We start from the raw sequence: 23,269 nt of genomic DNA on the forward strand, positions 1-23,269 counted from the left end.
TCGGGCGCGCAGGGTGTGCGTTACAGCAGCTGATGCGGGAGCCGACCGCCGTGGCTCCGCTTCAGCTGTAGAGGTCGCAGAACTCGCGGGCGTCGAGTTTGCGGAAGTCCGGTAGGGCATCGCGGAGTTGGTCGTGGGACCAGTCCCACCAGGCGAGTGCGAGCAGCCGCTCGGCTGTCCCCTCGTCCACCCGACGCTTGATCGGGCGGGCCGGGACGCCGCCGACGATCGTGTACGGCTCTACGTCCTTGCTGACCACGGCACCGGCTGCGACCACGGCGCCGGTGCCGATCGTGACGCCCGGCAGGATGATCGCGCCGTGGCCGATCCAGGTGTCGTGACCGATCGTCACCCGGTTGGATCGCCGCCAGCCGAAGAACTCGTCCTCGTCCTCGTCGGCCAGACCGTAGGACGCCGAGCGATAGGTGAAGTGATGCAGCGTCGCCCGCCAGGTCGGGTGGTTGGTGGCGTTGATCCGTGTGTACGCGGCGATATTGGCGAATTTGCCGATCTCCGCGCACCACGAGATCGTCCCTTGCATGACGTAGGAGTAGTCGCCCAGCGTCGTCTCGGTCAGGTCGGCGTTGGCCGCCACCTCGACGTAGGTGCCGAAGGTGCAGTCCCTGGCGATTGTGGTGGGATCGATCACTGGTTCGACGCCGAGTCTGCTCATGACCGCCAAACTAGGAACGTCGGGCGGAGTGCCAGTTGCCAACCGGCAACGTGTCGGTGTCGGGTAGGCGACGATCGGTGACCACCTCCAGTACCGTCCCCGATCGACGGCGAACTACTCGGGCACGCCCGTTCCCGCCAGGTATTCGATGCTGGGAATGGCCGTGACACCGGTCGCGTAGCCGCGCACCGACGCCAACCGCGGGTCCGGCCCCTCGATGGTGATCAGCAGCTCGGCGGTCCGCACCTCGTCGAAGACGTGGATCCGTTTGTTGCCGACGGTCCGACCCTCGGCAACAAGTCGATCGCCGTTGGTGATCTTGTGCGAGATGATCCTCTGGCCGTCGCGATAGTCCTCGGTCAGCTCGAGATGATCAAGCCGTACAGTCCGGTCGAAGCTCGCGCGCCAGGTGCCGGGCTCGACCAGGGTCAGCACGGCGTCGATCGGTTCGGCGAAGCGCCGGTCCAACTCTGACCGCCATTCCCGCAGCCGGTCGATGTCGGTATCGGGGATCAACCCGCGGTCGTCCGGCGGGAGGTTGAGCAGCAGGTTGGCGCCCATCCCCACCGATCGGTAATAGATCGCCAGCAGATGATCAACCGATTTCGGCCGATCATGGTCGGCCCAGAACCAGCCCTTGCGGATCGACACATCGCACTCAGGCGGCAGGTAGAGCGCCTGGTCGAGCTTGGTCGTCTGGACCGTGTACTGGCTGAAATCCGTCTCGGCGACGACGTACTCGACCGGATCGGCGGCCAGGCCGTCCTCGTTACCGACCCAACGGATTGTCGGGTCGCCCATGTTGAAGATCATCGCCTGTGGTTGGGTCTGTTTGATCACCTCGCCGATGCTGACCCAGTCGTACTCCCGGCCCTGCGAACCGGCACCGTCGAACCACAGCTCCGACAGCGTCCCGTAACGGGTGCACAGCTCGCGCAGCTGATCCTGGTAGTAGCGGTCGTACGCCTCCGGGTCCGGGTAGCAGGACGCGTGCCGGTCCCAGGGCGACAGGTAGAGGCCGAACGCCAGCCCATGCTGGTGGGCGGCTGCCTGCACCTCCGCCACGACATCGCCCTGCCCGTCCTTCCAGGGTGACGACTTGACCGAGTAGTCGCCTGTGTCGGTCGGCCACAGGCAGAAGCCGTCGTGGTGCTTGGCGGTCAGGACGACGTAGCGTGCCCCGGCTTCGGCGGCGGTCCGGACCCATTGGTCGGCATCCAGGTCCTCCGGGTTGAAGATCGACGGGTCGAGGGTGCCGTCGCTCCACTCCAGGCCGGCGAAGGTGTTCACCCCGAAGTGGAAGAAGACGCCGAGTTCCTGGCGCTGCCAGGCGTACTGGCCCGGGCTGGGCGGGAGCAGTGGAGGCTGATCGACGGTCACGACCAGAACCGTACAAGACCTCCGATGTTTGCCCTCCCTCGGCGGGTGGGTGGGTGGACGTAGGGTGCGGACATGGCTGCGCTGCCCGATGTGGTTCCGATGCCCGGTCTGCCCGAGGCGGTGACGATCTACGAGGTCGGACCGCGCGACGGGCTGCAGGCGGAGAAGGCGATCGTCGACACCCCGACCAAGATCGAATTCATCCGGCGGCTGCGGGAGACCGGGCTGACCGCGATCGAGGCGACCAGTTTCGTCTCGCCGCGGTGGGTGCCCCAGCTGGCCGACGCGGCCGAGGTGCTGGCCGGGATCGGCGAGCACGAGGGCGTACGGCATCCGGTGCTGGTGCCCAACCAGCGGGGGATGGACCGGGCCCTGGCCGCGGCCGCTACCGAGATCGCGATCTTCGTCAGCGCGACCGAACGTTTCGCTCGGGAGAATCTGGCCACCACGGTCGACGGTGCCATCGAGCTGGCCGTGCCGGTCGTGGACCGGGCGCGGCAGGCCGGGATCGGCGTCCGGGGATATGTCTCGATGTGCTTCGGCGACCCGTGGGAGGGCCGGGTGCCGATCGCCCAGGTGGTCGACGTCGTACGGCGGCTGGCCGACCTCGGCGTGGGCACGATCAGTCTCGGCGACACCATCGGGGTCGCGACGCCGGGACACGTCCGCGCATTGCTGGCTGCCCTCGACGAGGCAGGAATCGGGATGGACCGGATCGCGCTGCACTTCCATGACACCTACGGAGGCGCGCTGGCCAACGTGCTCTCCGGGCTGCAGTCCGGCGTGACCGAATACGACGCCGCGGCCGGTGGCCTGGGCGGTTGTCCCTTCGCCAGATCGGCGACCGGCAACCTGGCGACCGAGGATCTGGTCTGGATGCTGACCGGCCTCGGTGTCCGGACCGGCGTCGACCTCGACCGACTGCTGGCGATCAGCACCTGGATGGCCGGCAGGCTCGGCAGGCCGGCACCGTCCCGGGTGGTCCAAGCGCTGGCCGCGTCCTGACCCTTCGACAGGTTCAGGGCGGGTTCGGCAGGATCAGATCCTGGCGCGGGTTGCGATAGGTTCGCACACGTACCGGCACGCGGAAGGACGGGCGTTGGACGCGACTGATTACGAGGGCTTCGACATCGACCGGAGCACCGAACAGGCTTGGGCCGAATTCCGGACCCGGCTCAGCGAGGTCGTCTCGGTGATCGACGAGACGGCCGATCTGGTGATCGGCACCGAGTCGCAACGCACTGAGGACGGCGGTCCGTTCGTCTCCTTCACGGCCCCGGCGAGGGACCAGATCCGCTCCGAGGCCGCCAGCAACGCCGTGCTGGGTGACGCCTTCCAGCTGGACGACCGGCAGCTCGGGGCGATGGAGAAGGCCGGCTGGAATCCGCCGAGCGCCGATGCCTCGGCGAATTTCTGGGTCGAGCTGCCCCAGGAGGAGTCTGATCGGCTCGCCGATCTCGCCGTCACGGCGCTGCGGGACGTGTACGGGGTCCAGCACCCGGTCTTCCTGGCTCCCGATCAGCTGGCCGAGATCCTCACCCCGAAGGTCGCCGACCCGCCGGAGGAGAAGATCTACGACGAGGAGGACGTCACGGCGGTCCTGGCGGGCAGCCGCGAGCATCTCGATGATCTTGTCGCCGAGGAGCTCACCGAGCTTTTCGGGCACCGGCCGATCCGTGACGAGGAAGGCGATATCGCCATTCGGGTCGGTTCGACGATGATCTTCCTACGCACCACCGACGATGCCACCGAGATCGTGATCTTCGCCGCGATCGTGCACGATGTCGAAGGCAGGTCGCGAGCGGTCGAGGTGCTCAACGACCTGAACACCGAGGCGCGCTGGGTCAAGTTCCAGTTGATCAGGGACCGGGTTTTCGCCACGCTGTCGGTGCTGGCGCAACCTTTCGTGCCGGCCCATCTGGCCCAGGCGGTCAAGATCATGTCCGACACCGCCGACGCGATCGACGACGAACTCGCCGAGAAGCTGCGCGGCCGGACGACCTTCGATAACGACAGCGACGACTGAGTGTGTGAAACGTAACAGATGCTCTGATCTCGCGCTCGCCTGTCATTCACCGTACATTTGGCCTCACCCATCGACCGAGGAGGCCACCCCACCGTATGAGCAGCAAACCGCAATCCACACCCGAGGAGTCCGTCGCGGCGCCTGACAGCATCCAGTTGTGGCAGGTGCCCGGTGACGGGGCCCCGACGCTGGCACTGCACGGCGGCGCCGGCGGCCGGATCAAGGAACTCGCCGAGGACGAGCGGCGGGGCTTTGAGTCCGGGCTGGCGGCCGCCTACCGTGCGGGCGAGTCCGTCCTGGTCGGCAGCGGTTCGGCGCTCGACGCGGTGTGCGCGGCGGTGGAGGTGCTGGAGAACGATCCGCTGTTCAACGCCGGCAGAGGCGCCGCCCTGACCGCCGATGGCCGGGCCGAGCTCGATGCTGCGGTGATGACCGGGGACGGGCAGGCGGGTGCGGTCGCCGCCTCGCGGTATGCCAAGAGCCCGGTACGGCTCGCCCGCCGGGTGATGGAGCGGTCCGAGCACGTGCTGTTGGTCGCACCGCCCGCCGAGCTGGCGCGGGAATGGGATCTCGAGGTCGTCGACCCGGACTACTTCGTCATCGACATCCGCCGACAGCAGCTGGCCCGGCTCCAAGAGCAGGCTGTGACCGGGCCGCGCCACGGGACGGTCGGTGCAGTCGCCCGGGACAGCAAGGGACAGATCGCCGCAGCGACCTCGACCGGAGGGATGTCCAACCAGGCAGCCGGACGGATCGGCGACAGCCCGATCGTCGGCGCCGGCACCTACGCGCGCGACGGCCTGGCCGCCATCTCCTGCACCGGCCACGGGGAGGCGTTCATCCGCGGCGTGGTCGCCTACGACATCGCCGCACGCATCCGCTACCTGGGCTCCGGGCTCGCGGATGCGGTCACGGCGACCTTCGAGAACGAGCTCCGGGCCAAAGATTCCAGCGGCGGTCTGGTGGCAGTGGACGGCAGCGGTCGTATTGTTGTGGCCCACAACTCGCCGAGCATGTTCGCGGCGTACACAAACCAGGGAGAGTTGATCATTCACACATGATCATCGCCAGCTGATCAAATCCGAGGTACCGATGCCGATCACCACCATGCTGATCAAAGACGAGATCTTCGCCAGGATGGACGAACTCAGTCCGGCGGAGCGCAAGGTGGCGCGGACCTTGCTGGCCAGCTATCCGAGCGCCGGCCTGGCCAGCGCTGCGGCGCTCGCCCGGTCGGCCGGTACGTCGGCACCCACCGTGCTGCGATTGCTGTCCCGGTTGGGAATCGGCAGCTACCCCGAATTCCAGCAGAAGCTGCGCGAGGAGGTCAGCAACCAGATCAACGCCCCCGTCCGGCGGAGCGAGGCCGTTCGGCGGCTGGACGAGGATGATCTTCTCGGTCATGCGATCGCCCGCCGCGCCGGGCTGGTCGCCGACCTGGCCGGGAGCGTACCGCCCAGCGAATTCGAGCGGGCGGTCCGGCTGCTGGTCGACAAGCCCCGGCACGTCCTGGTCACCGGCGGTTACTTCAGCCGCTACATCGCCATGCTGCTGGCCGCCCAACTGGACGAGGTGATCCCCGGCGTCGATTTCGTCGACCAGCCCGTCGGCCGGCAGATCGGAAAGCTGCTCAGCCTCGGCAACCGCAGCGTGGTGATCATCATGGACTTCCGCCGCTACGAGGAGTCCGCGGCGAGCGCTGCCGAAGCGGCCCGGGCCCGAGGAGCGGCGGTGGTCGTGATCACCGACCAGGGGCTCTCGCCTGCCGCCGAGCACGCCGATGTCGTGCTGCCCGTCAAGGTGGCCGGGATCCCCTTCGACGCCATGGTGGGGCTGCTCGCCCTGACCGAGGCCCTGGTCGAGGCGGTCCTGGACGGCGCCGACGAGCGCGGCTTGTCCCGGATGAAGGACTGGGAGACCTCCGTACGCATCCAACGGGCTGAGCGCACCGACTGACGGCTGGGCGATCGGCGAGTAACGACATCGCGGCAGAAGTTCAAGGACACGTCGACTGGACCTACCCCAATCAGTGCATCGATCCGATTGCCTGGGGAAACGTGAAGATCGCGATTGTCGCCGAATCTTTCCTGCCATCGATGAACGGTGTCACCCACTCCGTCCTGCAGATCCTCGACTACCTCTCCGCGCGGGGCCACCAGGCCGTCGTGATCGCGGCCGCAGATCGTGATGCGACCGACAGCTACCAGCCTCCGGCCGGTCCGGCGGTCCCCGTGCACCGACTGCCTGCTGTGGCACTGCCCGGCTACAACTCGTTCCGGGTGGCCGTCGGCGGCAGTGCCCGGCTCCGCAAGCTGCTGCTGGAGATCGAGCCCGATGTCGTCCACCTGGCCGCCCCCTTCGTCCTCGGTTGGCGGGCGATCGTCGCCGCGGACCGGCTGGGGCTGCCGACCGTCGCCGTCTATCAGACCGAGGTGCCGACCTATGCCGCCCGCTACGGGATCCCGGCGGCCGAGCCGATGCTGTGGAAGCGTGTGGTCGACATCCACGACCGGGCCACGATCACCCTGGCGCCGTCCTCCTTCAGCGCAGCCGAGCTGGAGCGCCGCGGCATCCCGCGGGTACGGCGATGGGGGCGCGGGGTCGACGCGCAGCGCTTCCATCCGTCCCGGCGCGACGACGGGTGGCGCCGGCGGATCGCCCCCGACGGCGAGGTGATCATCGGTTACGTCGGCAGGCTCGCCGCCGAGAAGCAGGTCGCCGATCTGGCCGTGCTCGCGGACCTTCCCGGCACCCGGCTGGTGATCACCGGCGACGGTCCGTACGCCGACCGGCTGAAGGCGGTGCTGCCCGACGCCGTCTTCACCGGGTTTCTCGGCGGCACCGATCTCGCCCGGGCGCTGGCGAGCCTGGACGTCTTCGTGCACCCCGGCGCGGCGGAGACCTTCTGCCAGACGATCCAGGAGGCGATGGCCTCCGGCGTACCGGCGGTTGCCGTCGGTCGAGGCGGTCCGCTCGACCTCATCGACCACAGCCGTACCGGATGGCTCTACCGGCCGGGCGATCTCGCCGGACTGCGCAGCCGGGTGGCCGACCTGGCCGGCGACACCCGCAAGCGGCAGGTCTTCGGCGAGACCGCACGCCGCCGGGTCGAGGGATCGAGCTGGTCGGCGCTCTGCGACGAGCTGATGGGTCACTACCGCGACGCGATGCTCGCCGGCCGGAGCCTGGATGTCACGAGACGTTCACCGATTCGTCGCCACCGCGTCGGCAGCCGGGCCGGCACCACACCGTAAGAATTCCGAACGTGCACAAAGTTCTCGAAGATCAACTCCGCCGCCTCGCCGAACGCTACGGAGCACCGGAATTCACCGTCGTCGAGTTGGAGGACGACGATCCTGTCCTGCGTGCCTTCGACGGCACGATCGTCGACACCTGGCGGGAGAACTACCCGTACGACGAACGCATCTCCGCCCAGGTCTACGAGGCGCAGAAGCGGCTGTTGCAGATCGAGTTGCTCAAGCTGCAGACCTGGGCGCGCCGCAACGGTGAACGCCTGGTGATCTTGTTCGAGGGTCGGGATGCCGCCGGCAAGGGCGGCACCATCAAACGCTTCATGGAGCATCTCAACCCTCGCCACGCCAATGTCGTCGCGTTGGAGAAGCCGACCGACCGCGAGGCCCGGCAGTGGTATTTCCAGCGCTACATCCAGCACCTGCCGGCCAAGGGTGAGATCACCCTCTTCGACCGGTCCTGGTACAACCGGGCCGGTGTCGAGCGGGTGATGGGTTTCTGTACCCCGGCCGAATACGACGAGTTCCTCCGCCAGGTGCCGGTCTTCGAGCAGTTGCTGGTCAACGAGGGCATCCACCTGACCAAGTTCTGGTTCTCGGTGTCCCAGCGCGAACAGGGCACCCGGTTCCTGATCCGCCAGATCGACCCGGTCCGGACCTGGAAGCTGTCGCCGACCGATCTTGCCTCGCTGGACAAGTGGGACAAGTACACGGCCGCCAAGGAAGACATGTTCGCCGTCACCGACACCGACTACGCCCCCTGGACCGTGGTCAAGAGCAACGACAAGAAGCGCGCCCGGCTCAACGCGATGCGCTACGTCCTGAGCCTGTACGACTACGACGGCAAGGATCCCGAGATCGCCACCGCTGCGGATCCGCTGATCGTCGGCCGGGCCACCGAGCTGTACGAGCTGGGCGAGCGGGTGGTCTCGCCCCGTCCCGAGGCGCTGCAGGCGGAATTCCTCGGCTGAGGCTGTCGTGGGGTTATCCGTTCGAGGGTGGACCGGACGCGGACATAAGCTGGGCCCGTTATGTCCACCCCCGCCCTGACCAGCCCGACCAGCACGCCAGGGCCGAGGATCACCTTCGACCCGGCACTGCCGATCGCAGCCAGGGCAGCCGAGATCGAGACCGCCATCCGCGATCACCAGGTGGTCGTCGTGGCGGGGGAGACCGGGTCGGGCAAGACCACCCAGCTGCCGAAGATCTGCCTGCAACTGGGCCGCAGGTCCATCGGGCACACCCAGCCGCGCCGGATCGCGGCCCGGACGGTCGCCGAGCGGATCGCCGAGGAGCTGAACGTAACGCTCGGCGATCTCGTCGGTTACCAGGTGCGATTCACCCGCAAGGCGTCCCGGGACACCCGGCTCAAGGTGATGACCGACGGCGTGCTGCTGGCCGAGATCGGCCATGATCGCGAGTTGCGCAAATACGACACGATCATCATCGACGAGGCGCACGAACGCAGCCTCAACATCGACTTCCTGCTCGGCTATCTCAAGCAGCTGCTGCCGCGCCGGCCGGAGTTGAAGGTGATCATCACCTCGGCGACGATCGACACCGTACGGTTCGCCGAGCATTTCGCCGACCAGGACGGTAACCCGGCGCCGATCGTCGAGGTCTCCGGGCGTACCTACCCGGTCGAGGTCCGCTACCGGCCGCTGGTCGGTCAGGCGGGCGAGGGTGCCGGGGATGCGGTGTCCGTCCAGCGGGGATCGGAGGACATCGACCAGGTCGACGGGATCGTCCGGGCAGCCAAGGAGCTGGTCGCCGAGGGTGACGGCGACATCCTGGTCTTCCTGTCCGGCGAACGCGAGATCCGCGACGCGGCCGATGCCCTGCACCAGGCCCAGGCCGGCGGAGCCCGCGAATTCCGGTTCACCGAGGTGATCCCGCTCTACGCGCGGCTGTCGTCGGCCGAACAGCACAAGGTCTTCCAGTCCCATACCGGTCGGCGGATCGTGCTGGCGACCAACGTCGCCGAGACCTCGCTGACCGTGCCCGGGATCCGGTACGTGATCGACACCGGCACTGCCCGGATCTCGCGCTATTCGGCCCGTACCAAGGTGCAGCGGCTGCCGATCGAGCCGATCTCCCGGGCCTCGGCCAACCAGCGGTCCGGGCGCTGTGGTCGCCTCGGCCCGGGCGTCTGCATCCGGCTGTACGCCGAGGAGGACTTCGCCGGTCGACCGGAATTCACCGAGCCCGAGATCCTGCGCACCAACCTGGCCTCGGTGATCCTGCAGATGGCCGCCGCCGATCTCGGCGAGATCGCGTCCTTCCCGTTCGTCGAGGCACCCGATTCGGCCCAGATCACCGAAGGCCTGCGGGTGCTGGACGAACTCGGCGCGATCAAGCCTGCCCGTAGCGGCGACCGGTCGCCACGGCTGACCACCATCGGTCACCGGCTGGCCGGCATACCGATCGACCCGCGGATGGGCCGGATGCTGATCGCCGGCGAGCGGCAAGGCTGCCTGCGCGAGATGTTGATCATCGTCTCCGGGCTGTCGGTCCAGGATCCGCGCGAGCGGCCGGCCGAGCACCAGCAACAGGCTGATCAGCTGCACCGGCGCTTCTGGGCGCCGATGGTCACGCCGGACGGAGATCAGGAGCCCGAGCCGGACGGCAGCGACTTCATCGCCATCCTGCGGCTGTGGCGCTACCTGCGTCAGCAGCAGAAAGCTCTGAGTGGCAACGGATTCCGGCGGATGTGCCGGGACGAGTATCTGCACTTCCTGCGGATCCGCGAATGGCAGGACCTGCACGCCCAGCTGCGCCAGATCATCCGGGAGCTCGATCTCAACCTCAACGACGAGGCTGCTGATCATGGGCGCATCCACACCGCGATCCTGACTGGCCTGCTGTCCCACGTCGGCCTGGCCGAGGTGATGGAGGATCGCAAGCGAGGAAACCAGCCGGGACGGTCCGGCAAGCGCCGCCGGCCCGCGCTGCAGGAGTACCTCGGCGCTCGGAACACCAAGTTCGCGATCAATCCCGGTAGCAGTGTCGCCCGTACCAGCCCGCCGCTGGTGATGGCCGCGGAGATCGTCGAGACGTCGAGGCTGTGGGCGCGTACGGCCGCCGGGGTCGACGCCGCGCAGATCGAGGAGGTCGCCGGGCATCTGTTGAAGCACAGCTACTCCGAGCCGCACTGGTCCGCGCGCAGCGGGTCGGTGATGGCGTACGAGCAGGTGAGTCTCTACGGCGTTCCGATCATCGGGCGGCGGCGCGTCTCCTACGGCCGGATCAATCCGGCGGAGGCCCGGGAGATCTTCATCCGGTCCGCGCTGGTCGAGGGGGACTGGAAGACCCGGCACCACTTCTTCGCGGACAACCAGAAGGTACGGGCCGAGGCGGAGGAGTTGGAGGATCGCACCCGACGCCGGGACCTGCTCGTCGACGACCAGGTGATCTTCGACTTCTACGACGCCCGGATCCCGGCCGATGTCACCTCAGGCGCCCACTTCGACCGGTGGTGGAAGGACGCCCGGCACCAGGATCCGGATCGGCTGACCCTGACCCTTGATGATCTTGTCGTCGATCCGAACGTGGCCCACATCGACGAGTTTCCCGATGTCTGGACCAGCGGCGAGATGTCGTTCGAGATCGGCTACCGCTTCCAGCCGGGCACCGCCCGCGACGGCGTCAGCATCGAGATCCCGGTCGGATTGCTCAACCAAGTCTCGGAATCCGACTTCAGCTGGCAGGTGCCCGGATTGCGGACGGAGTTGGCGACCGAGTTGATCAGGTCGCTGCCGAAGGCGGTCCGGCGCTCCTTCGTGCCGGCACCCGAACACGCCCAGCGGGCATTGGCCTGGCTCGATGATCATCCCGGCGCCGAGGGGGAGTCGCTGCCGGCAGCCCTCGGTCGGGCGCTGACCCAGCTGACCGGCGTACGGGTCCCCGCCGATGCCTGGCGGACCGGCGAACCGCCCGCGCATCTGCTGCCCACCTACGTGATCACCGATCACGACAAGGTGCTGGGCGAAGGTAAGGATCTTGACGAGCTGCGCCAACAGTTGGCGCCCCAGGTGAGCAAGACCCTCAACCGGGCCGCGGCCACTGTCACCGTGACCGGAGCGACCGACTGGACCTTCGGAACCATTGAAGATCAGATCAGGACCGGGGACTTGATCAGTTATCCGGGTCTGGCCGACGAACAGGTCTCGGTCGGCCTGATGGTCTATCCGTCCGCCGAGCTACGTGATCATCACCATCCGCTCGGGCTGCGCCGGCTGGCCATGCTCAACATCCCGGATCCGACCAAGTGGGTCGTCGGCCACCTGGGAAATCAGGCCAAGCTCGCGCTGGGCAGCAGCCCGTACAGCGGGGTCCCGGCGTTGCTGGAGGACGCACGGCTGGCGGCCGTCGGGGAGTTGATCAGGCGCCATCACGGCGAGCGAACCCATGATCAACAGTCCTTCCGCACGCTCTGTGATCTGGTCCGCGCCGATCACGCCGACCGGATGCGATCGCTGGTCAACGAGGCCGCGACCGTGCTGGAGCTGTGGCACCAGGCCGAGGCACAACTGGACGCGGTACGGGCCGTCAGTGATCTTGCCGCGGTCGATCTGGGAGAGCAGCTGGGCAATCTGGTCTTCGCCGGATTCCTCGCGGTCACCGCCGGCGAGCGATTGAGTGACCTCGTACGCTACCTGCGCGCCGCGCTGAACCGGATCGCGGTGCTGCGTGCGACGCCGGCCCGCGACAACGCCGGGCTGGCGACCATTACCCGGGTGGAGGACGCGTACGCCGACCTGGTGTCCGCGATGCCCGAGGGGCCGCTGCCGCCCGACGTGGAGAACATCGGCTGGACGCTGGAGGAGTTACGGGTGAGCCTGTTCGCCCAGCAGTTGCGGACCCGGGTCCCGGTCTCGGAGAAGCGCGTGATGACCGCCATCGCCGAGGCACGTCGCAATCATGAGTCGTAGCTGGGCATACATTTGGACCCATGTTGGATCCGCGTTCGCTGTATGAGGTCCGCGAGGACGTCGCCAAGGAGATGGTTGGTCAGCACCCGGTGCTGATCGTGCAGCTGGACGGATTCGTCGACGCGGGTCAAGCTGGCCGGCTCTTCCGCCGCCACCTGCTGCGCCATCTCGACCACCAGGTGCTGGTCGATTTCGACCATGACCAGTTGCACGACTACCGGTCCCGGCGGCCGATGATGGACTACGACGGCGACCACTGGTCGTCGTACCGGAGCAGGGGACTGCGGATCCACCGGCTCACCGACGAGACCGGCGAGGTGTTCCTGCTGCTCAACGGTCCGGAGCCTGACGTCCAGTGGGAGCGGGCCAGCGCCGCCGTGATCGGGTTGATCGAGCAGTTCGACGTCCGGATGGTCGTCTCACTGACCGGGATCCCCGGTGCGGTCCCGCACACCCGGCCCGTCGCCCTGAACGCCCACTCGACCGATCCCGACCTGGTCCGTGACGAACAGGCCTGGTTCGGCAAGGCCGAGGTGCAGGCCAGCTTCTCGGCGATGCTGGAATACCGGCTCGGCCAGCAGGGCCACACCGCGGTCGGCTTCGAGGCCTTCGTGCCGCACTACCTGACCCAGGCCGCCTTCCCCCAGGCGGCACTGACCCTCGGCATCCGGATCAGCCAGACGACCGGTCTGGTGATCGGCTACGGGCCGCTCGAGGAGGCCGCCGGCAGCAACATGGCCGAGATCGCCGAGGAGGTCGCCGGCTCGACCGAGGCGCAGGAGATGGTCGGCCAGCTGGAGCAGCAGTACGACTCGTTGCGCGCCGATCGCGGTGGCCTGGGCTTCCCGCCGTCCGTGGCCGACGAATTCGGGTCGGTGCCCAGCGCGGACGAGATCGGCGCCGCGTTCGAGCGGTTCCTGGCCGAGCAGACCGACGACGACGATCCGGACAACCGTTCCGACGACTGAGCCGGGAGCGTACGGCCAGTAGGATCACTTCGTGCCGGAGTCGTTGGATGAACTGAAGGATCTCCTCGAGCTCGAGGAGATCGAAAGCACCCTCTTCCGAGCCAGGACGCCCAAGACCCACTTGCAGCGGGCGTTCGGCGGCCAGGTGCTGGCCCAGGCCCTCACCGCGGCCGGGCTGACGGTTCCCGAGGGCCGGTATCCGCACTCGCTGCACGGCTACTTCCTGCTCGAGGGTCGGATCGACACCCCGATCGTCTACGACGTCGACGCCGTCCGCGACGGCGGCTCGTTCTCCACCCGCAGGGTGAGTGCTCGGCAGAACGGCCACGTGATCTTCTACATGTCGACCTCGTTCCACAAGGACGAGGACGGCTGGGAGCACGCCGATCCGATGCCCGACGACGTACCGCCGCCCGAGCAGTGCCCGTCGATGTCGGAGGTGCTGAGCAAGCTGACCGGGGCGCCGGCGTCGAACTGGACCCGTGAATGGGGCGCACTGGATGTCCGGTACGTCGGCAATTCCGGTCCCGGCGGCGGTCTGCGCGACCCGCGGCACCCGGCCCGCGCCCGGCTGTGGATCAAGACCGACGGCTCACTACCTGATGATCGTTTCCTGCACACCTGCCTGCTCGCCTACGCCAGCGACCTCACCCTGCTCGGCGCGAGTCTGGTGCCGCATGGCGAGGTGCTCGGCTCGCCCCGCGTGCAGGCTGCCTCGATCGATCACGCGATGTGGTTCCACCGGCCGTTCCGGGCCGACGACTGGCTGCTCTACGACCAGGTCTCGCCCTCGGCGTCAGCAGGGCTCGGACTGGCGACTGCGCGGCTCTTCCAGAACGGCCTGCTGGTCGCCGACGTCGCCCAGGAGGGGTTGATCCGTCAGGCACGGCGCAAGGGCTGAGTCCGGATCCATGAGCCGTTTCCTCTTCCCGTGCTTCGCGCGTCGGTCCGATGTCATCGTTGACATCGTCGGCCGGGGTTGCGAGGATCGGGGTGCCCTGATCAACGGTGACCGCGGCCCTCACGCGGTTGGGAGGAGACTCGACCATGACTGGTATCAGTCGAAGGACGTTCGGAACGGCCGTACTGCTCGGCGCGGCCGGCGCAGCGACCATGGCACCCAGAGCGCTGGCCACCCCGGGGGGCCCAACGACCGGGTCGCGGACGCCGGTGGCAGCGGCGAACACCGAGCTCACCGAGGCGTTCCGGCGGTTCGGTGACAGCGGTGGCGGCTGGTCCAACCACGGCGGCTGGGGTGCCTCGGACGGCACCTACACCGCGGAGCTTCCGGGCCACCAAGTCGTCTGGCTGATGAACGACACCTTCCTCGGACCGGTCAATCCCGACGAGAGCATGACCAACCCCGGATTCATCCACGGTTCGGTCCTGCTCGGCGGTCGGGACGGCTTCCCGCGGTACACGATCACCGGCGGCACCCACGATGCGCCGACCTCGATCGCCTCCCCGCCCGACGCGGTCAACGGCGATCCCTGGTACTGGAACGCCGCCGGCATCTTCGACGCCGGCAGACTGCAGGTCTTCCAGGGCCGGATCGGCCAGACCGACGGTCCGCCACCCTGGAATTTCGGCTGGCTCGGCTCCGACATCGTGACCTACGACCGGCACTTCGCGGTCGAGAAGATCACCCGGACCTACGGCCAGACCGGAGGCGTCAACTGGGGCAACGAGCTGCTCCGGGTAGGCGGTCACATCTACATCTACGGTGAGCTCAACAGCACCATGTACGTCGCCCGGGCACGCTCCGGCCATCTTATCGACAAGCACTGGCAGTTCTACACCGGCAGCGGCTGGTCCTCGGCCGAGAGCGACGCGGCACCGCTGGTGACCGATCTCGGAGCCTCGTACAGCGTGACGCCGGTCAACGGACGGTACGTGCTCAGCACGACGGCCTCGGCGATCTTCGTCGACCATCAGATCTACCTGGCGACCGCCCCGACCCCGGTGGGCCCCTTCACGCCCAAGACCCCGGTCTACACGCCGCCGGAGTCCCAGGTATCGGGGATCTACACCTACAACGTCGCGGCGCACCTGCAGATCAGCCGGCCCGGCGAGCTGGTGCTGTCCTACAACGTCAACGCCCAGAACGGCGACGACATCCTGGCTGACGCCAACAACAACCGGCCGCGCTTCATCACCGTCCGCTTCTGAGTATCGACCTCTGAGTATCGACCTCTGAGAATCCGCCTCTGGAGCGTGCAAAAGGGCCGGTCACCTGTGGTGACCGGCCCTTCGCGCTGCTTCCTTATGCTGCCAGCGTCGACGCGCTGCGCAGCTTGGCGATCGCGTGCCGTTCGATCTGGCGGACCCGCTCGGCAGTGATGCCCCAGACGGCGCCGATATCGGCCAGCTTGGCCTGACGACCGTCCAGCAGGCCGTACCGGCGGCGTACGACATCCGCCGACCGCTCGTCCAGCTGGTCCAGCAGGGCCTCGAGACGCTCGTGCTCCTCGGCGTCCAGGAACACCTCGTCCGGGCCCGGCATCGGCTCGCGGGCGATCAGATCACCCAGAGCGGTGTCGCCACCCTCCTCGACCGGGGCGTCCAGGCTGACGTGATCGCGGCCGTACCGCATCAGATCCAGCACCCGATCCTCGTCGACACCCATCTCCTCGGCGATCTCGTCGATCTCCGGATCGCGGCCCAGCCGCCGTTCCAGCGTCCGGCGCACCGCGCCGACCTGGTTGACCTGCTCGGCGACGTGCACCGGCAGCCGGACGATCCGGCCCTGCTGGGCAATGCCACGACTGATCGACTGCCGGACCCACCAGGTGCCGTAGGTGGAGAACTTGAAGCCCTTGGTGTAGTCGAATTTCTCGACCGCGCGGATCAGTCCGGTATTGCCCTCCTGGACCAGGTCCAGCAGCGGCATCTGGGCGCGGCCGTACTTGCGGGCGACCGAGACGACCAGGCGCAGATTCGCCATCACGAACCGGCGTTGTGCCTGCTGGCCGTCCTCGATCAGGAACTGCAACTCGTCGTCGGTGATCCCGACGGCCTTCTTGCCTCGCTCCTTGGGGGACACCTCACCTGCGAGCAGCTTGCTCGCGTAGAGACCGATCTCGATGCGCTTGGCCAGCTCAACCTCCTCCTCGGCGGTCAGCAGTGGCGTCTTGGCGATTCCATCCAGGTAGAGACCGACAGCATCCTTACCTTCGATGCCCTCGTTGACGCGGCTCGAAGTTCTCGTTGCCACTTCTGTCCCCTTTCGTTGGCTACACACATTCAACGTTCCGGGGGTGACGCAGGATTCCGCGAGCACCCTGAAGAGTCCCTGAATGTCGCTTCGGGGTCACTCCGTACGGAATCTCGATACCCGTCGTCTCGACCGGCAACCGGACAACAAGGGCAGTGATGCTCCTGTTCCCGAGGGGAGTCACATCCGCATCCGGGGGTCGGCGGCGACCGGAATCAGATCCTTGGCGCTGAACGGGAAGAACTCATCCGGGTCGAAGTCGTAGCCACCGTTCTTGCCTTCCGCGAGCACTGTGACCAGCTGGCCGCCGGTGGTTTCGACCTCGACGCCGAATCCGCCGGCATCGTCGGGCAGCCGGATCATCGTGATGCTGCGTGCACCCGCGACGCCTTTCGGGCTGATCCGATGACAGGTCGAGCCGTCATAGGAAGCGGAAGTCTTGTCGCAGAAACTCGCCGCGTAGGTGTTCGTGGTGTCCCGGGAGATGTCCACCTCGATCTGACCCACCCCTGGACCGGTCGCGTTGTACCAGGTGAACTGGCCGCCCACGCCGGTCAGCTGCTCGGGTTGCGGATCCTCGTCCCAGCTGTTGAACGCCTTGTAGGTGTCGACGATCCGCCGATGATGCGGATCGAGGTGGCCGTAGACCGCTGCCCGGACCTTCGGATAGAGCACCTTGTCGAGCTGCCGGGACTCGGCCGCGATCTCGGCATCCGGGCCGGACATCGTCGGCTGCTGGGTCGGCGGATCGGCGGGACTGACCGGCAGGCTCCGGGCGTGCCCGGGTCCGATCCGTGGCAGCACGGCCACACCGACGAGGACCATGATCAGCACGGCGACGGTAGCGGCGACCACACCACCGACACTCCGGCGCCGGAGGTGCCGGCGGCGTTCCCGGCCGCGGACCAGATCGGCCCCGGGGTCCGCATCCGGCGGTGGCGCGAGATCGACCAGCCGGCCCAGCTCGCGGCCGACCACCTCGTCCAGCGCTTCGTCATGATCAATCACGCGGATCACCTGGCCTTCCTGTCCCGGGGGACGGGCTGTCGTCCAGCAGCAACACGCCGCGAAGGATGCTGAGGGCTGCCGAGGTTTGGCTCTTGACGGTGCCCGTGCTGACTCCGAGGTCGTCGGCGACCTCTTGCACCGACAGTCCCCAGTAGTGCCGCAGGATCACCACCCGTCGCTGTTTCGGGCTCAGCCGTCTCAGCGCAGCCCACAACTCGTCGTTGTCCTCGGATGCCGGTTCCGGTTCTGCCGGCTGATCGATCAGGTCGAGTCCGGGAACCTCGCGATGCCATCGCTGCCGGGCGTGGTCGATGTGGGTGTTGATGATCGCGCGGCGGGCGTACGCACCGATGTCGACCCGGCCGTGGAGGCGGCGCCAGCGGACGTACAGCTTGACCAGGGTCGATTGGACGATGTCCTCGGCACGCTCCCGGTCACCACCGGTCAGGAGGTAGGCGGTCCCGAAGAGCGCCCGCCGACGCGCGGCGACGAAGTCGGTGAACGCGGCATCGAGCTGCGCGTCCTGCTCGCGGCGGCTCACACCGTCCGCCCGTCCCGGCCCGTCACGTCCCGCAGACCTCCCGTCCGATGTCGGGCGCCCGTCGACCCGACATCAGCTATGACGCGTGCGGAGTCGGTTCGGTTGTCTCCGAGTCCGATGTTTCTTCCGTCAGCTCACCTGATCGATCAGCCAGGCGAACTCGAAGGCGGTCTCCTTCCAGCCCTGGTATCGTCCCGAGACCCCGCCGTGGCCGGCCTGCATCTCAGTCTTCAGCAGGATCGGCCGGTCCGGGCCGTTGGTCGCAGTGTGCCGCAGGGCGGCGATCCACTTGGCCGGCTCGGTGAAGAGCACCCGGGTGTCGTTCAGGCTGGTCGTCGCCAGGATCGCCGGGTAGTCCTTGGCCTCGACATTCTCGTACGGGCTGTAGGACTTCATGTAGGCATAGATCTCCGGATCGTGCAGTGGGTCGCCCCACTCCTCCCATTCGGTGACGGTCAGCGGCAGCTCGGGCATCAGGATCGACGTCAGCGGGTCGACGAAGGGCACGCCGGCGTGGATCGCACGGAAGGCGTCCGGAGCGAGATTGGCCACCGCACCCATCAACAGTCCGCCGGCACTGGCGCCGCGAGCAGCCAGCCGATCGGCCGAGGTGTAGCCCGCCGAGACCAGATAGCGCGCGGCGTCGACGAAGTCGGTGAAAGTGTTGATCTTGGTCGTGGTGCGGCCTCCGCTGTACCAGGCACGTCCCATCTCGCCGCCGCCGCGGATGTGGGCGATCGCGTACACGAAACCGCGGTCCAGCAGGGAAAGCCGGGCGATCTGGAAGCTCGGGTCCATCGAGGCCTCGTACGACCCGTAGCCGTAGATCAGCGCCGGTGCACTGCCGTCGATCGGCGTGTCCTTGGCGTAGACGATGGAGATCGGGATCTTGGTGCCGTCCTGGGCAGTCGCCCAGTCCCGCACCTGGACGTAGCCCTCCGGCCGGTAGGCGCCCTTGGTCGGATGAGCAAGGACCGGGGTGATCTTGCGCAGGATCAGCTCCCGATCTGCGACCCGGTAGTCGTAGACGGAGCCGGGCGTCACCAGGGAGGTGTACGAGAGCCGGACCAGACCGGTCGCGTACTCGCTGCCGGAGAACGATCCGACCGTGTAGAGCGGCTCGGCGAATTCGATGTCCCAGCCTTCGCCGAGATCGCCGATGCCGTCGCGCGGGATGATGTGCACACCCGTCAATCCGTTGCGCCGCAGGCCGACCACGACGAAATCGGCGTACGCGTCCACTTCATCCAGCCGGACGCCCGGCTGATGATCAAGAACCGTCTGCCACTGTTCGTGGCTGCTGGCGTCAAGCGGTGCTTGTGCCAGGGCGAAGTCCTCGGCGCCGCCGTCGTTGTGCAAGATCAACAGTCGGTCGCCGGCCGGCTCGACCTCGTACTCGACGCCTTGGCGACGGGGCGCGACGATTCGCGGTTCGGCCGTCGGATCGCCGCTGGACAGCAGCCTGACCTCGGTCGTCAACTTGCTGCCGGCGTGGATCACGATCCATTCCCGGTCCCGGCTGTTGCCGACGCTGACCCAGTAGCGCTCATCGGGTTCTGCGAAAATCACCGGGTCCGTCGAGGAGTCCGTCCCGAGCGCGTGCCGGAAGATCTGGAAGGGCCGCCAGGCGTCGTCCGCGCGGGTGTAGAAGAGTTGGTCATCGCCGGCCCAGGCGAGCCCGTAGGCGACGTCGGAGATCACGTCCGGCAACTGCTCGCCGGTCACCAGATTCCGCAGCCGGAGCTGGTAACGCTCGTTGCCCATCAGATCGACGGCGTAGGCGAGCAGGCCGCCGCCGGGGGAGACGCTGAAGGCTCCGAGGGAGAAGAACTCGTTGTCGCCGGCCTCGGCATTGCTGTCCAGCAGCACCTCCTCGCCCGGGATGTCGGCCGCGATATCGGGCGGGGTCTGCGGGTCGGCGGCAGGTGCCCGGCAGAAGATCGGATACTCCCCGCCCTCGATCGTGCGCTGGTAGTACCAGTACGCCGGCGCCTCGCCGTCCGGTCCGGGCAGGTGGCTGGTGTAGGACGGGACGCTGAGGTCGGTCTCCTTGGTCCGTGACCGGATGTCGGTGAAGATCTCCTCACGCAGCCCGTCGAGGTGCCTGGTCTGCTCCTCGGTGTAGGAGTTCTCGGCCTCGAGGTAGGAGATCACCGCCGGGTCGTTCTTGTCCCGGAGCCACTCGTACGGGTCGTCGAAGGTGTCGCCGTGGTGCGTGCGGATGAAGGAGCGGCGCTCGGCGATCGGAGGCTCGGTGGCAGCAATGTGCGTGTCTTGTGCGGTCACCCGCTCAGGCTAGTGGGCGTTCATCCGACAGCTTGCGCAGCGTCAGGATCTGTTCGGCCCGGCCGACAGGCCCGCTCGGGTCGTACAACGTCGTGGTGGTCAGGCCGATCCCGGACGCTCCCCAGATCGCGGTGCTGTCCAGCCCGACCCAACACCGGGCCGGGTCGTCGAACCGCGGCGCCCGGTAGTAGTGGATGGTCAGATCGATGTTGGGGAATGCCCATCGGTTCGGATGCTGGCGGGCGGCGATGCCGTTGGCGGTGTCGACGAGAGCGGTGAAGGTGGCCAGGTCGGATGCCGGCTCGCCCTCGACCAGCCCGACGTCGGAGCGCAACCAAGCCCGACTGCTGCCCGGTACGGATGCGGGATCGACTCGGAAGTCGACGCTGTCGATGTAGCCGCCGGACCAGAAGCCGGCGACGTCCCAGTTCGGCCATGCCTCCGGGCCGGGCATCGGCGCAGGCCCGCCGCCGGCGACCGCGGCGGTGTCGGAGGTCGCCAGCCGCCAACCGGTCGCCCTGATCGCCGGCCGGCTGCTGATGATCATGCGTGCCTCGACCATCTCGATGGTCCTGCCGGGGCGTACGACCTCGACCTCGATCTCGAACGGCTCGCGGCTGATCACCCCGAGGATCTCGTAGCTGATCCGGCAGAGTTGAAGATCATCGCGCGGATACTGCGTCTGCAGGGCATGGGCCAGCAGTCCGGAGGCCGGCCCCATGTGCTGCTCGGCCTCCCGCCAGGCACCCTGGGTGTGCTCGGTCGGCTCGAAACGGTTGTCGCCGATCCGTCGGTAGAAGCTGGCAGTTGGGTCCGATGTGGAGTCCGACCTGGTCACCGCAGGAGCCTAATCCGCCACCCCGTGGGTAAAGATGGGCCCATGGGTGACGACGTCGAGGAACAGAAGTTCACTCGCGCCGATCGCACCCGGCACCGGGAGCGGGTCCGGGCCGGGCTCGATGTGCTGGCGCGGATGATCGCAGAGAACCGGTTCGAGGCCGAACGTCCGATGAGCGGACTCGAGGTCGAGCTCAATCTGATCAACGACCGCTTCGAACCCGCGATGCAGAACGCCCAGGCGCTGGCCGCGATCTCGGCACCGGAGTTCCAGACCGAGCTCGGCCGTTTCAACCTGGAGATCAACGTCCCGCCGCGGGAGCTGTCGGAGGGCGGCCTCGGATGGTTCGAGCAGTTCCTCCGCCGGGCCATGGTCGAGGCCGACCAGGCGATCAGCGGCGCCCGGCTGATGATCATCGGGATCCTGCCGACCCTGCGTCCCGAACACGCGATCATGGAGAACCTGTCGGCCAACCCGCGCTACGCCCTCCTCAACGACCAGGTGCTGCAGGCCCGCGGTGAGGACATCACGATCAGCATCGACGGCGAGGAGCGGCTGCAGCTGGTCAGCGATTCGGTGATGCCCGAGGCGGCCTGCACCTCGACCCAGGTGCATCTGCAGGTCAGCCCCCAGGAATTCGGTGCCTACTGGAACGCCGCTCAGGCGATCGCCGGGATCCAGGTCGCGGTCGGCGCCAACTCGCCCTTCCTGTTCGGCCGACGGCTGGTCGACGAGTCACGGATCCCCCTCTTCGAACAGGCCACTGACACCCGCAGCGATGATCTCAAGGCCCAGGGCGTACGCCCCCGGGTCTGGTTCGGCGAGCGCTGGATCACCTCGATCTACGACCTGTTCGAGGAGAACAGCCGCTACTTCGCGCCGCTGCTGCCGGTGATCAGCGACGAGGACCCGTCCGCAGTCCTGGACGCCGGTGGCACGCCGCAGCTGGAGGAGTTACAGCTGCACAACGGGACCGTCTATCGCTGGAACCGGCCGGTCTACGACCCCGCCGGCGGCTCGCCGCATCTCCGAGTCGAGAACCGGGTCCTGCCTGCCGGGCCGACGGTGATCGACACCGTCGCCAACGCCGCGTTTTTCGCCGGTCTGGTCCGGGCACTGGCCGAGGCGGACGTACCGATCTGGTCGGAGCTGGACTTCGAGACCGCCGAGTCCAACTTCCGCAGCGGAGTCCGCAACGGGATCGAGGCGACGGTGGCCTGGCCCGAGGCCGGCGAGGTGGCGGTGACCGACCTGGTGCTGCGCAGTCTGTTGCCGCTGGCCCAGGACGGGCTTCGGCGCTGGCAGGTGCCCGATGCGGAGGCGGATCGACTGCTCACAGTGATTGAACGGCGGTGCCTGTCTCACTGCAACGGCGCAACCTGGCAGACTGCCGCCGTAAGGCGACGGCAACACGCGGGGGCTGATCGGGACACAGCGTTGCATCAGATGGTGGCCGACTATCGGGAACTGATGGCGGCCGGCGATCCGGTGCATAGTTGGCCCGTCGGATGATCGTGTGCACGGCGCAACGGTCGGCAGTGTCGCTGGCGAGGTGGGCCGGTGACTCGATCGCCGGCGGACGGGCAGGGAGGACCATCGCATGACGGGAACCGGACCGATACCGGACGCAGACTCGGTCGCCGCCACGATCGTCGTCGGCTACACCGCCAAACCCGAGGGGCGGGCCGCGCTCGAGCGCGCCATCCGGATGGCCCGGGCCGGGGCCGCGAAGATCGTGATCGTGCACACGGCACCGGCCGACGAACTCGTCGGGCTGGACGAGGAGATGGCGACGACAGGGGTGGCGTACGAGATCCACCAGGCGCCCGACGTGTTGGATCCCGCTGAAGAGTTGATCAAGGTTTCGGAAAGCTCCCCGGACTCGATCATCGTGATCGGTTTGCGTCGGCGCTCGCCGGTCGGAAAATTGTTCCTGGGAAGCAATGCCCAGCGGGTCCTGCTGGACGCCTCCTGCCCGGTGCTGGCGGTCAAGGCCGACAACCCCGGCCGGTGATCGCGCTTGATCGGGCCCGATCGGCGACACGTCGAGTCCGACCCGATTCTGCCGATTTGGGTGGCCGTGCCAGAATACTTTTCGGAGCAGGGGTTGACTTCCAATGGCCTGGCCCTGCCCTAAAGTGAGCAGCTCTGCA

At 67.7% G+C, this 23,269-nt stretch carries 19 protein-coding genes; 12 read left to right on the plus strand and 7 right to left on the minus strand.

The window, feature by feature from the left end; all coding sequences use genetic code 11:
* Nucleotides 1-61 precede the first annotated feature (61 nt).
* Nucleotides 62-673, minus strand: coding sequence for a DapH/DapD/GlmU-related protein (locus IEY07_RS03270; RefSeq protein ID WP_188893698.1), 612 nt, complete (start codon nt 671-673; stop codon nt 62-64).
* 114 nt (nt 674-787) lie between these two features.
* The gene (locus IEY07_RS03275; RefSeq protein WP_229669647.1) at nt 788-2,053 is read right to left on the minus strand and encodes an alpha-L-fucosidase; all 1,266 of its coding nucleotides are present in this window, start codon (nt 2,051-2,053) and stop codon (nt 788-790) included.
* A 72-nt stretch (nt 2,054-2,125) separates the two neighbouring features.
* Here IEY07_RS03275 and IEY07_RS03280 point away from each other — a divergent pair, with 72 nt between their 5' ends.
* The 10 genes from IEY07_RS03280 (at nt 2,126) to IEY07_RS03325 (ending at nt 15,398) form a co-directional block, all read left to right on the plus strand.
* Nucleotides 2,126-3,058 carry a hydroxymethylglutaryl-CoA lyase gene (locus tag IEY07_RS03280; RefSeq protein WP_188893699.1) on the plus strand — a complete coding sequence of 311 codons (933 nt, stop codon included), beginning with the start codon at nt 2,126-2,128 and terminating at the stop codon, nt 3,056-3,058.
* A 94-nt stretch (nt 3,059-3,152) separates the two neighbouring features.
* Nucleotides 3,153-4,079 (plus strand): T3SS (YopN, CesT) and YbjN peptide-binding chaperone 1, encoded by a 927-nt coding sequence (locus tag IEY07_RS03285; RefSeq protein ID WP_188893700.1) that lies wholly within the window; start codon nt 3,153-3,155, stop codon nt 4,077-4,079.
* A 95-nt stretch (nt 4,080-4,174) separates the two neighbouring features.
* Nucleotides 4,175-5,140, plus strand: coding sequence for an isoaspartyl peptidase/L-asparaginase family protein (locus IEY07_RS03290; protein ID WP_188893701.1), 966 nt, complete (start codon nt 4,175-4,177; stop codon nt 5,138-5,140).
* A 31-nt stretch (nt 5,141-5,171) separates the two neighbouring features.
* Nucleotides 5,172-6,035: a MurR/RpiR family transcriptional regulator gene (locus tag IEY07_RS03295; RefSeq protein ID WP_188893702.1), complete on the plus strand. Its 864-nt coding sequence runs from the start codon at nt 5,172-5,174 to the stop codon at nt 6,033-6,035.
* A 101-nt stretch (nt 6,036-6,136) separates the two neighbouring features.
* Nucleotides 6,137-7,333 (plus strand): glycosyltransferase family 4 protein, encoded by a 1,197-nt coding sequence (locus IEY07_RS03300; RefSeq protein ID WP_188893703.1) that lies wholly within the window; start codon nt 6,137-6,139, stop codon nt 7,331-7,333.
* Between the two features lie 86 nt (nt 7,334-7,419).
* On the plus strand, nt 7,420-8,301 hold the full coding sequence (gene ppk2, locus IEY07_RS03305; RefSeq protein ID WP_229669678.1) for a polyphosphate kinase 2: 882 nt from the start codon (nt 7,420-7,422) through the stop codon (nt 8,299-8,301).
* Between the two features lie 60 nt (nt 8,302-8,361).
* Entirely contained in the window at nt 8,362-12,261 is a 3,900-nt protein-coding gene (hrpA, locus tag IEY07_RS03310) for an ATP-dependent RNA helicase HrpA (protein WP_188893705.1), read from the plus strand.
* 20 nt (nt 12,262-12,281) lie between these two features.
* Nucleotides 12,282-13,229, plus strand: coding sequence for a PAC2 family protein (locus IEY07_RS03315; protein ID WP_188893706.1), 948 nt, complete (start codon nt 12,282-12,284; stop codon nt 13,227-13,229).
* Nucleotides 13,230-13,260: 31 nt separating this feature from the next.
* The gene (locus IEY07_RS03320) at nt 13,261-14,130 is read left to right on the plus strand and encodes an acyl-CoA thioesterase (protein ID WP_188893707.1); all 870 of its coding nucleotides are present in this window, start codon (nt 13,261-13,263) and stop codon (nt 14,128-14,130) included.
* Nucleotides 14,131-14,276: 146 nt separating this feature from the next.
* Complete coding sequence (locus tag IEY07_RS03325) at nt 14,277-15,398, plus strand: DUF5005 domain-containing protein (RefSeq protein ID WP_188893708.1); 1,122 nt, start codon at nt 14,277-14,279, stop codon at nt 15,396-15,398.
* A gap of 94 nt (nt 15,399-15,492) precedes the next feature.
* Here the strand turns inward: IEY07_RS03325 and IEY07_RS03330 are convergent, their stop codons facing one another.
* The 5 genes from IEY07_RS03330 to IEY07_RS03350 all read right to left on the minus strand — a co-directional run bounded on the left by IEY07_RS03330 (nt 15,493) and on the right by IEY07_RS03350 (nt 21,116).
* Nucleotides 15,493-16,443, minus strand: a complete 951-nt coding sequence (locus IEY07_RS03330; protein ID WP_188893709.1) for a sigma-70 family RNA polymerase sigma factor — start codon at nt 16,441-16,443, stop codon at nt 15,493-15,495.
* A gap of 180 nt (nt 16,444-16,623) precedes the next feature.
* Nucleotides 16,624-17,460 carry a hypothetical protein gene (locus IEY07_RS03335; RefSeq protein WP_188893710.1) on the minus strand — a complete coding sequence of 279 codons (837 nt, stop codon included), beginning with the start codon at nt 17,458-17,460 and terminating at the stop codon, nt 16,624-16,626.
* Nucleotides 17,444-17,992, minus strand: coding sequence for a SigE family RNA polymerase sigma factor (locus IEY07_RS03340; protein WP_188893711.1), 549 nt, complete (start codon nt 17,990-17,992; stop codon nt 17,444-17,446). Before IEY07_RS03340 ends, IEY07_RS03335 begins: the two co-directional genes overlap by 17 nt.
* A 129-nt stretch (nt 17,993-18,121) precedes the next feature.
* On the minus strand, nt 18,122-20,278 hold the full coding sequence (locus tag IEY07_RS03345) for a S9 family peptidase (protein WP_229669648.1): 2,157 nt from the start codon (nt 20,276-20,278) through the stop codon (nt 18,122-18,124).
* Between the two features lie 4 nt (nt 20,279-20,282).
* Nucleotides 20,283-21,116, minus strand: a complete 834-nt coding sequence (locus IEY07_RS03350; protein WP_188893712.1) for a thioesterase family protein — start codon at nt 21,114-21,116, stop codon at nt 20,283-20,285.
* Nucleotides 21,117-21,158: 42 nt separating this feature from the next.
* Here IEY07_RS03350 and IEY07_RS03355 point away from each other — a divergent pair, with 42 nt between their 5' ends.
* Both IEY07_RS03355 and IEY07_RS03360 read left to right on the plus strand, forming a co-directional pair.
* Nucleotides 21,159-22,628, plus strand: coding sequence for a glutamate-cysteine ligase family protein (locus tag IEY07_RS03355; protein WP_188893713.1), 1,470 nt, complete (start codon nt 21,159-21,161; stop codon nt 22,626-22,628).
* A gap of 88 nt (nt 22,629-22,716) precedes the next feature.
* A complete protein-coding gene (locus IEY07_RS03360) occupies nt 22,717-23,130 on the plus strand; it encodes a universal stress protein (RefSeq protein ID WP_188893714.1) in 414 nt (137 codons plus the stop codon).
* Nucleotides 23,131-23,269: the final 139 nt, after the last annotated feature.

Origin of the sequence: Microlunatus endophyticus, from assembly GCF_014646195.1 — a bacterium.
In the GTDB taxonomy this organism is placed as follows: Bacteria; Actinomycetota; Actinomycetes; order Propionibacteriales; family Propionibacteriaceae; genus Microlunatus; species Microlunatus endophyticus.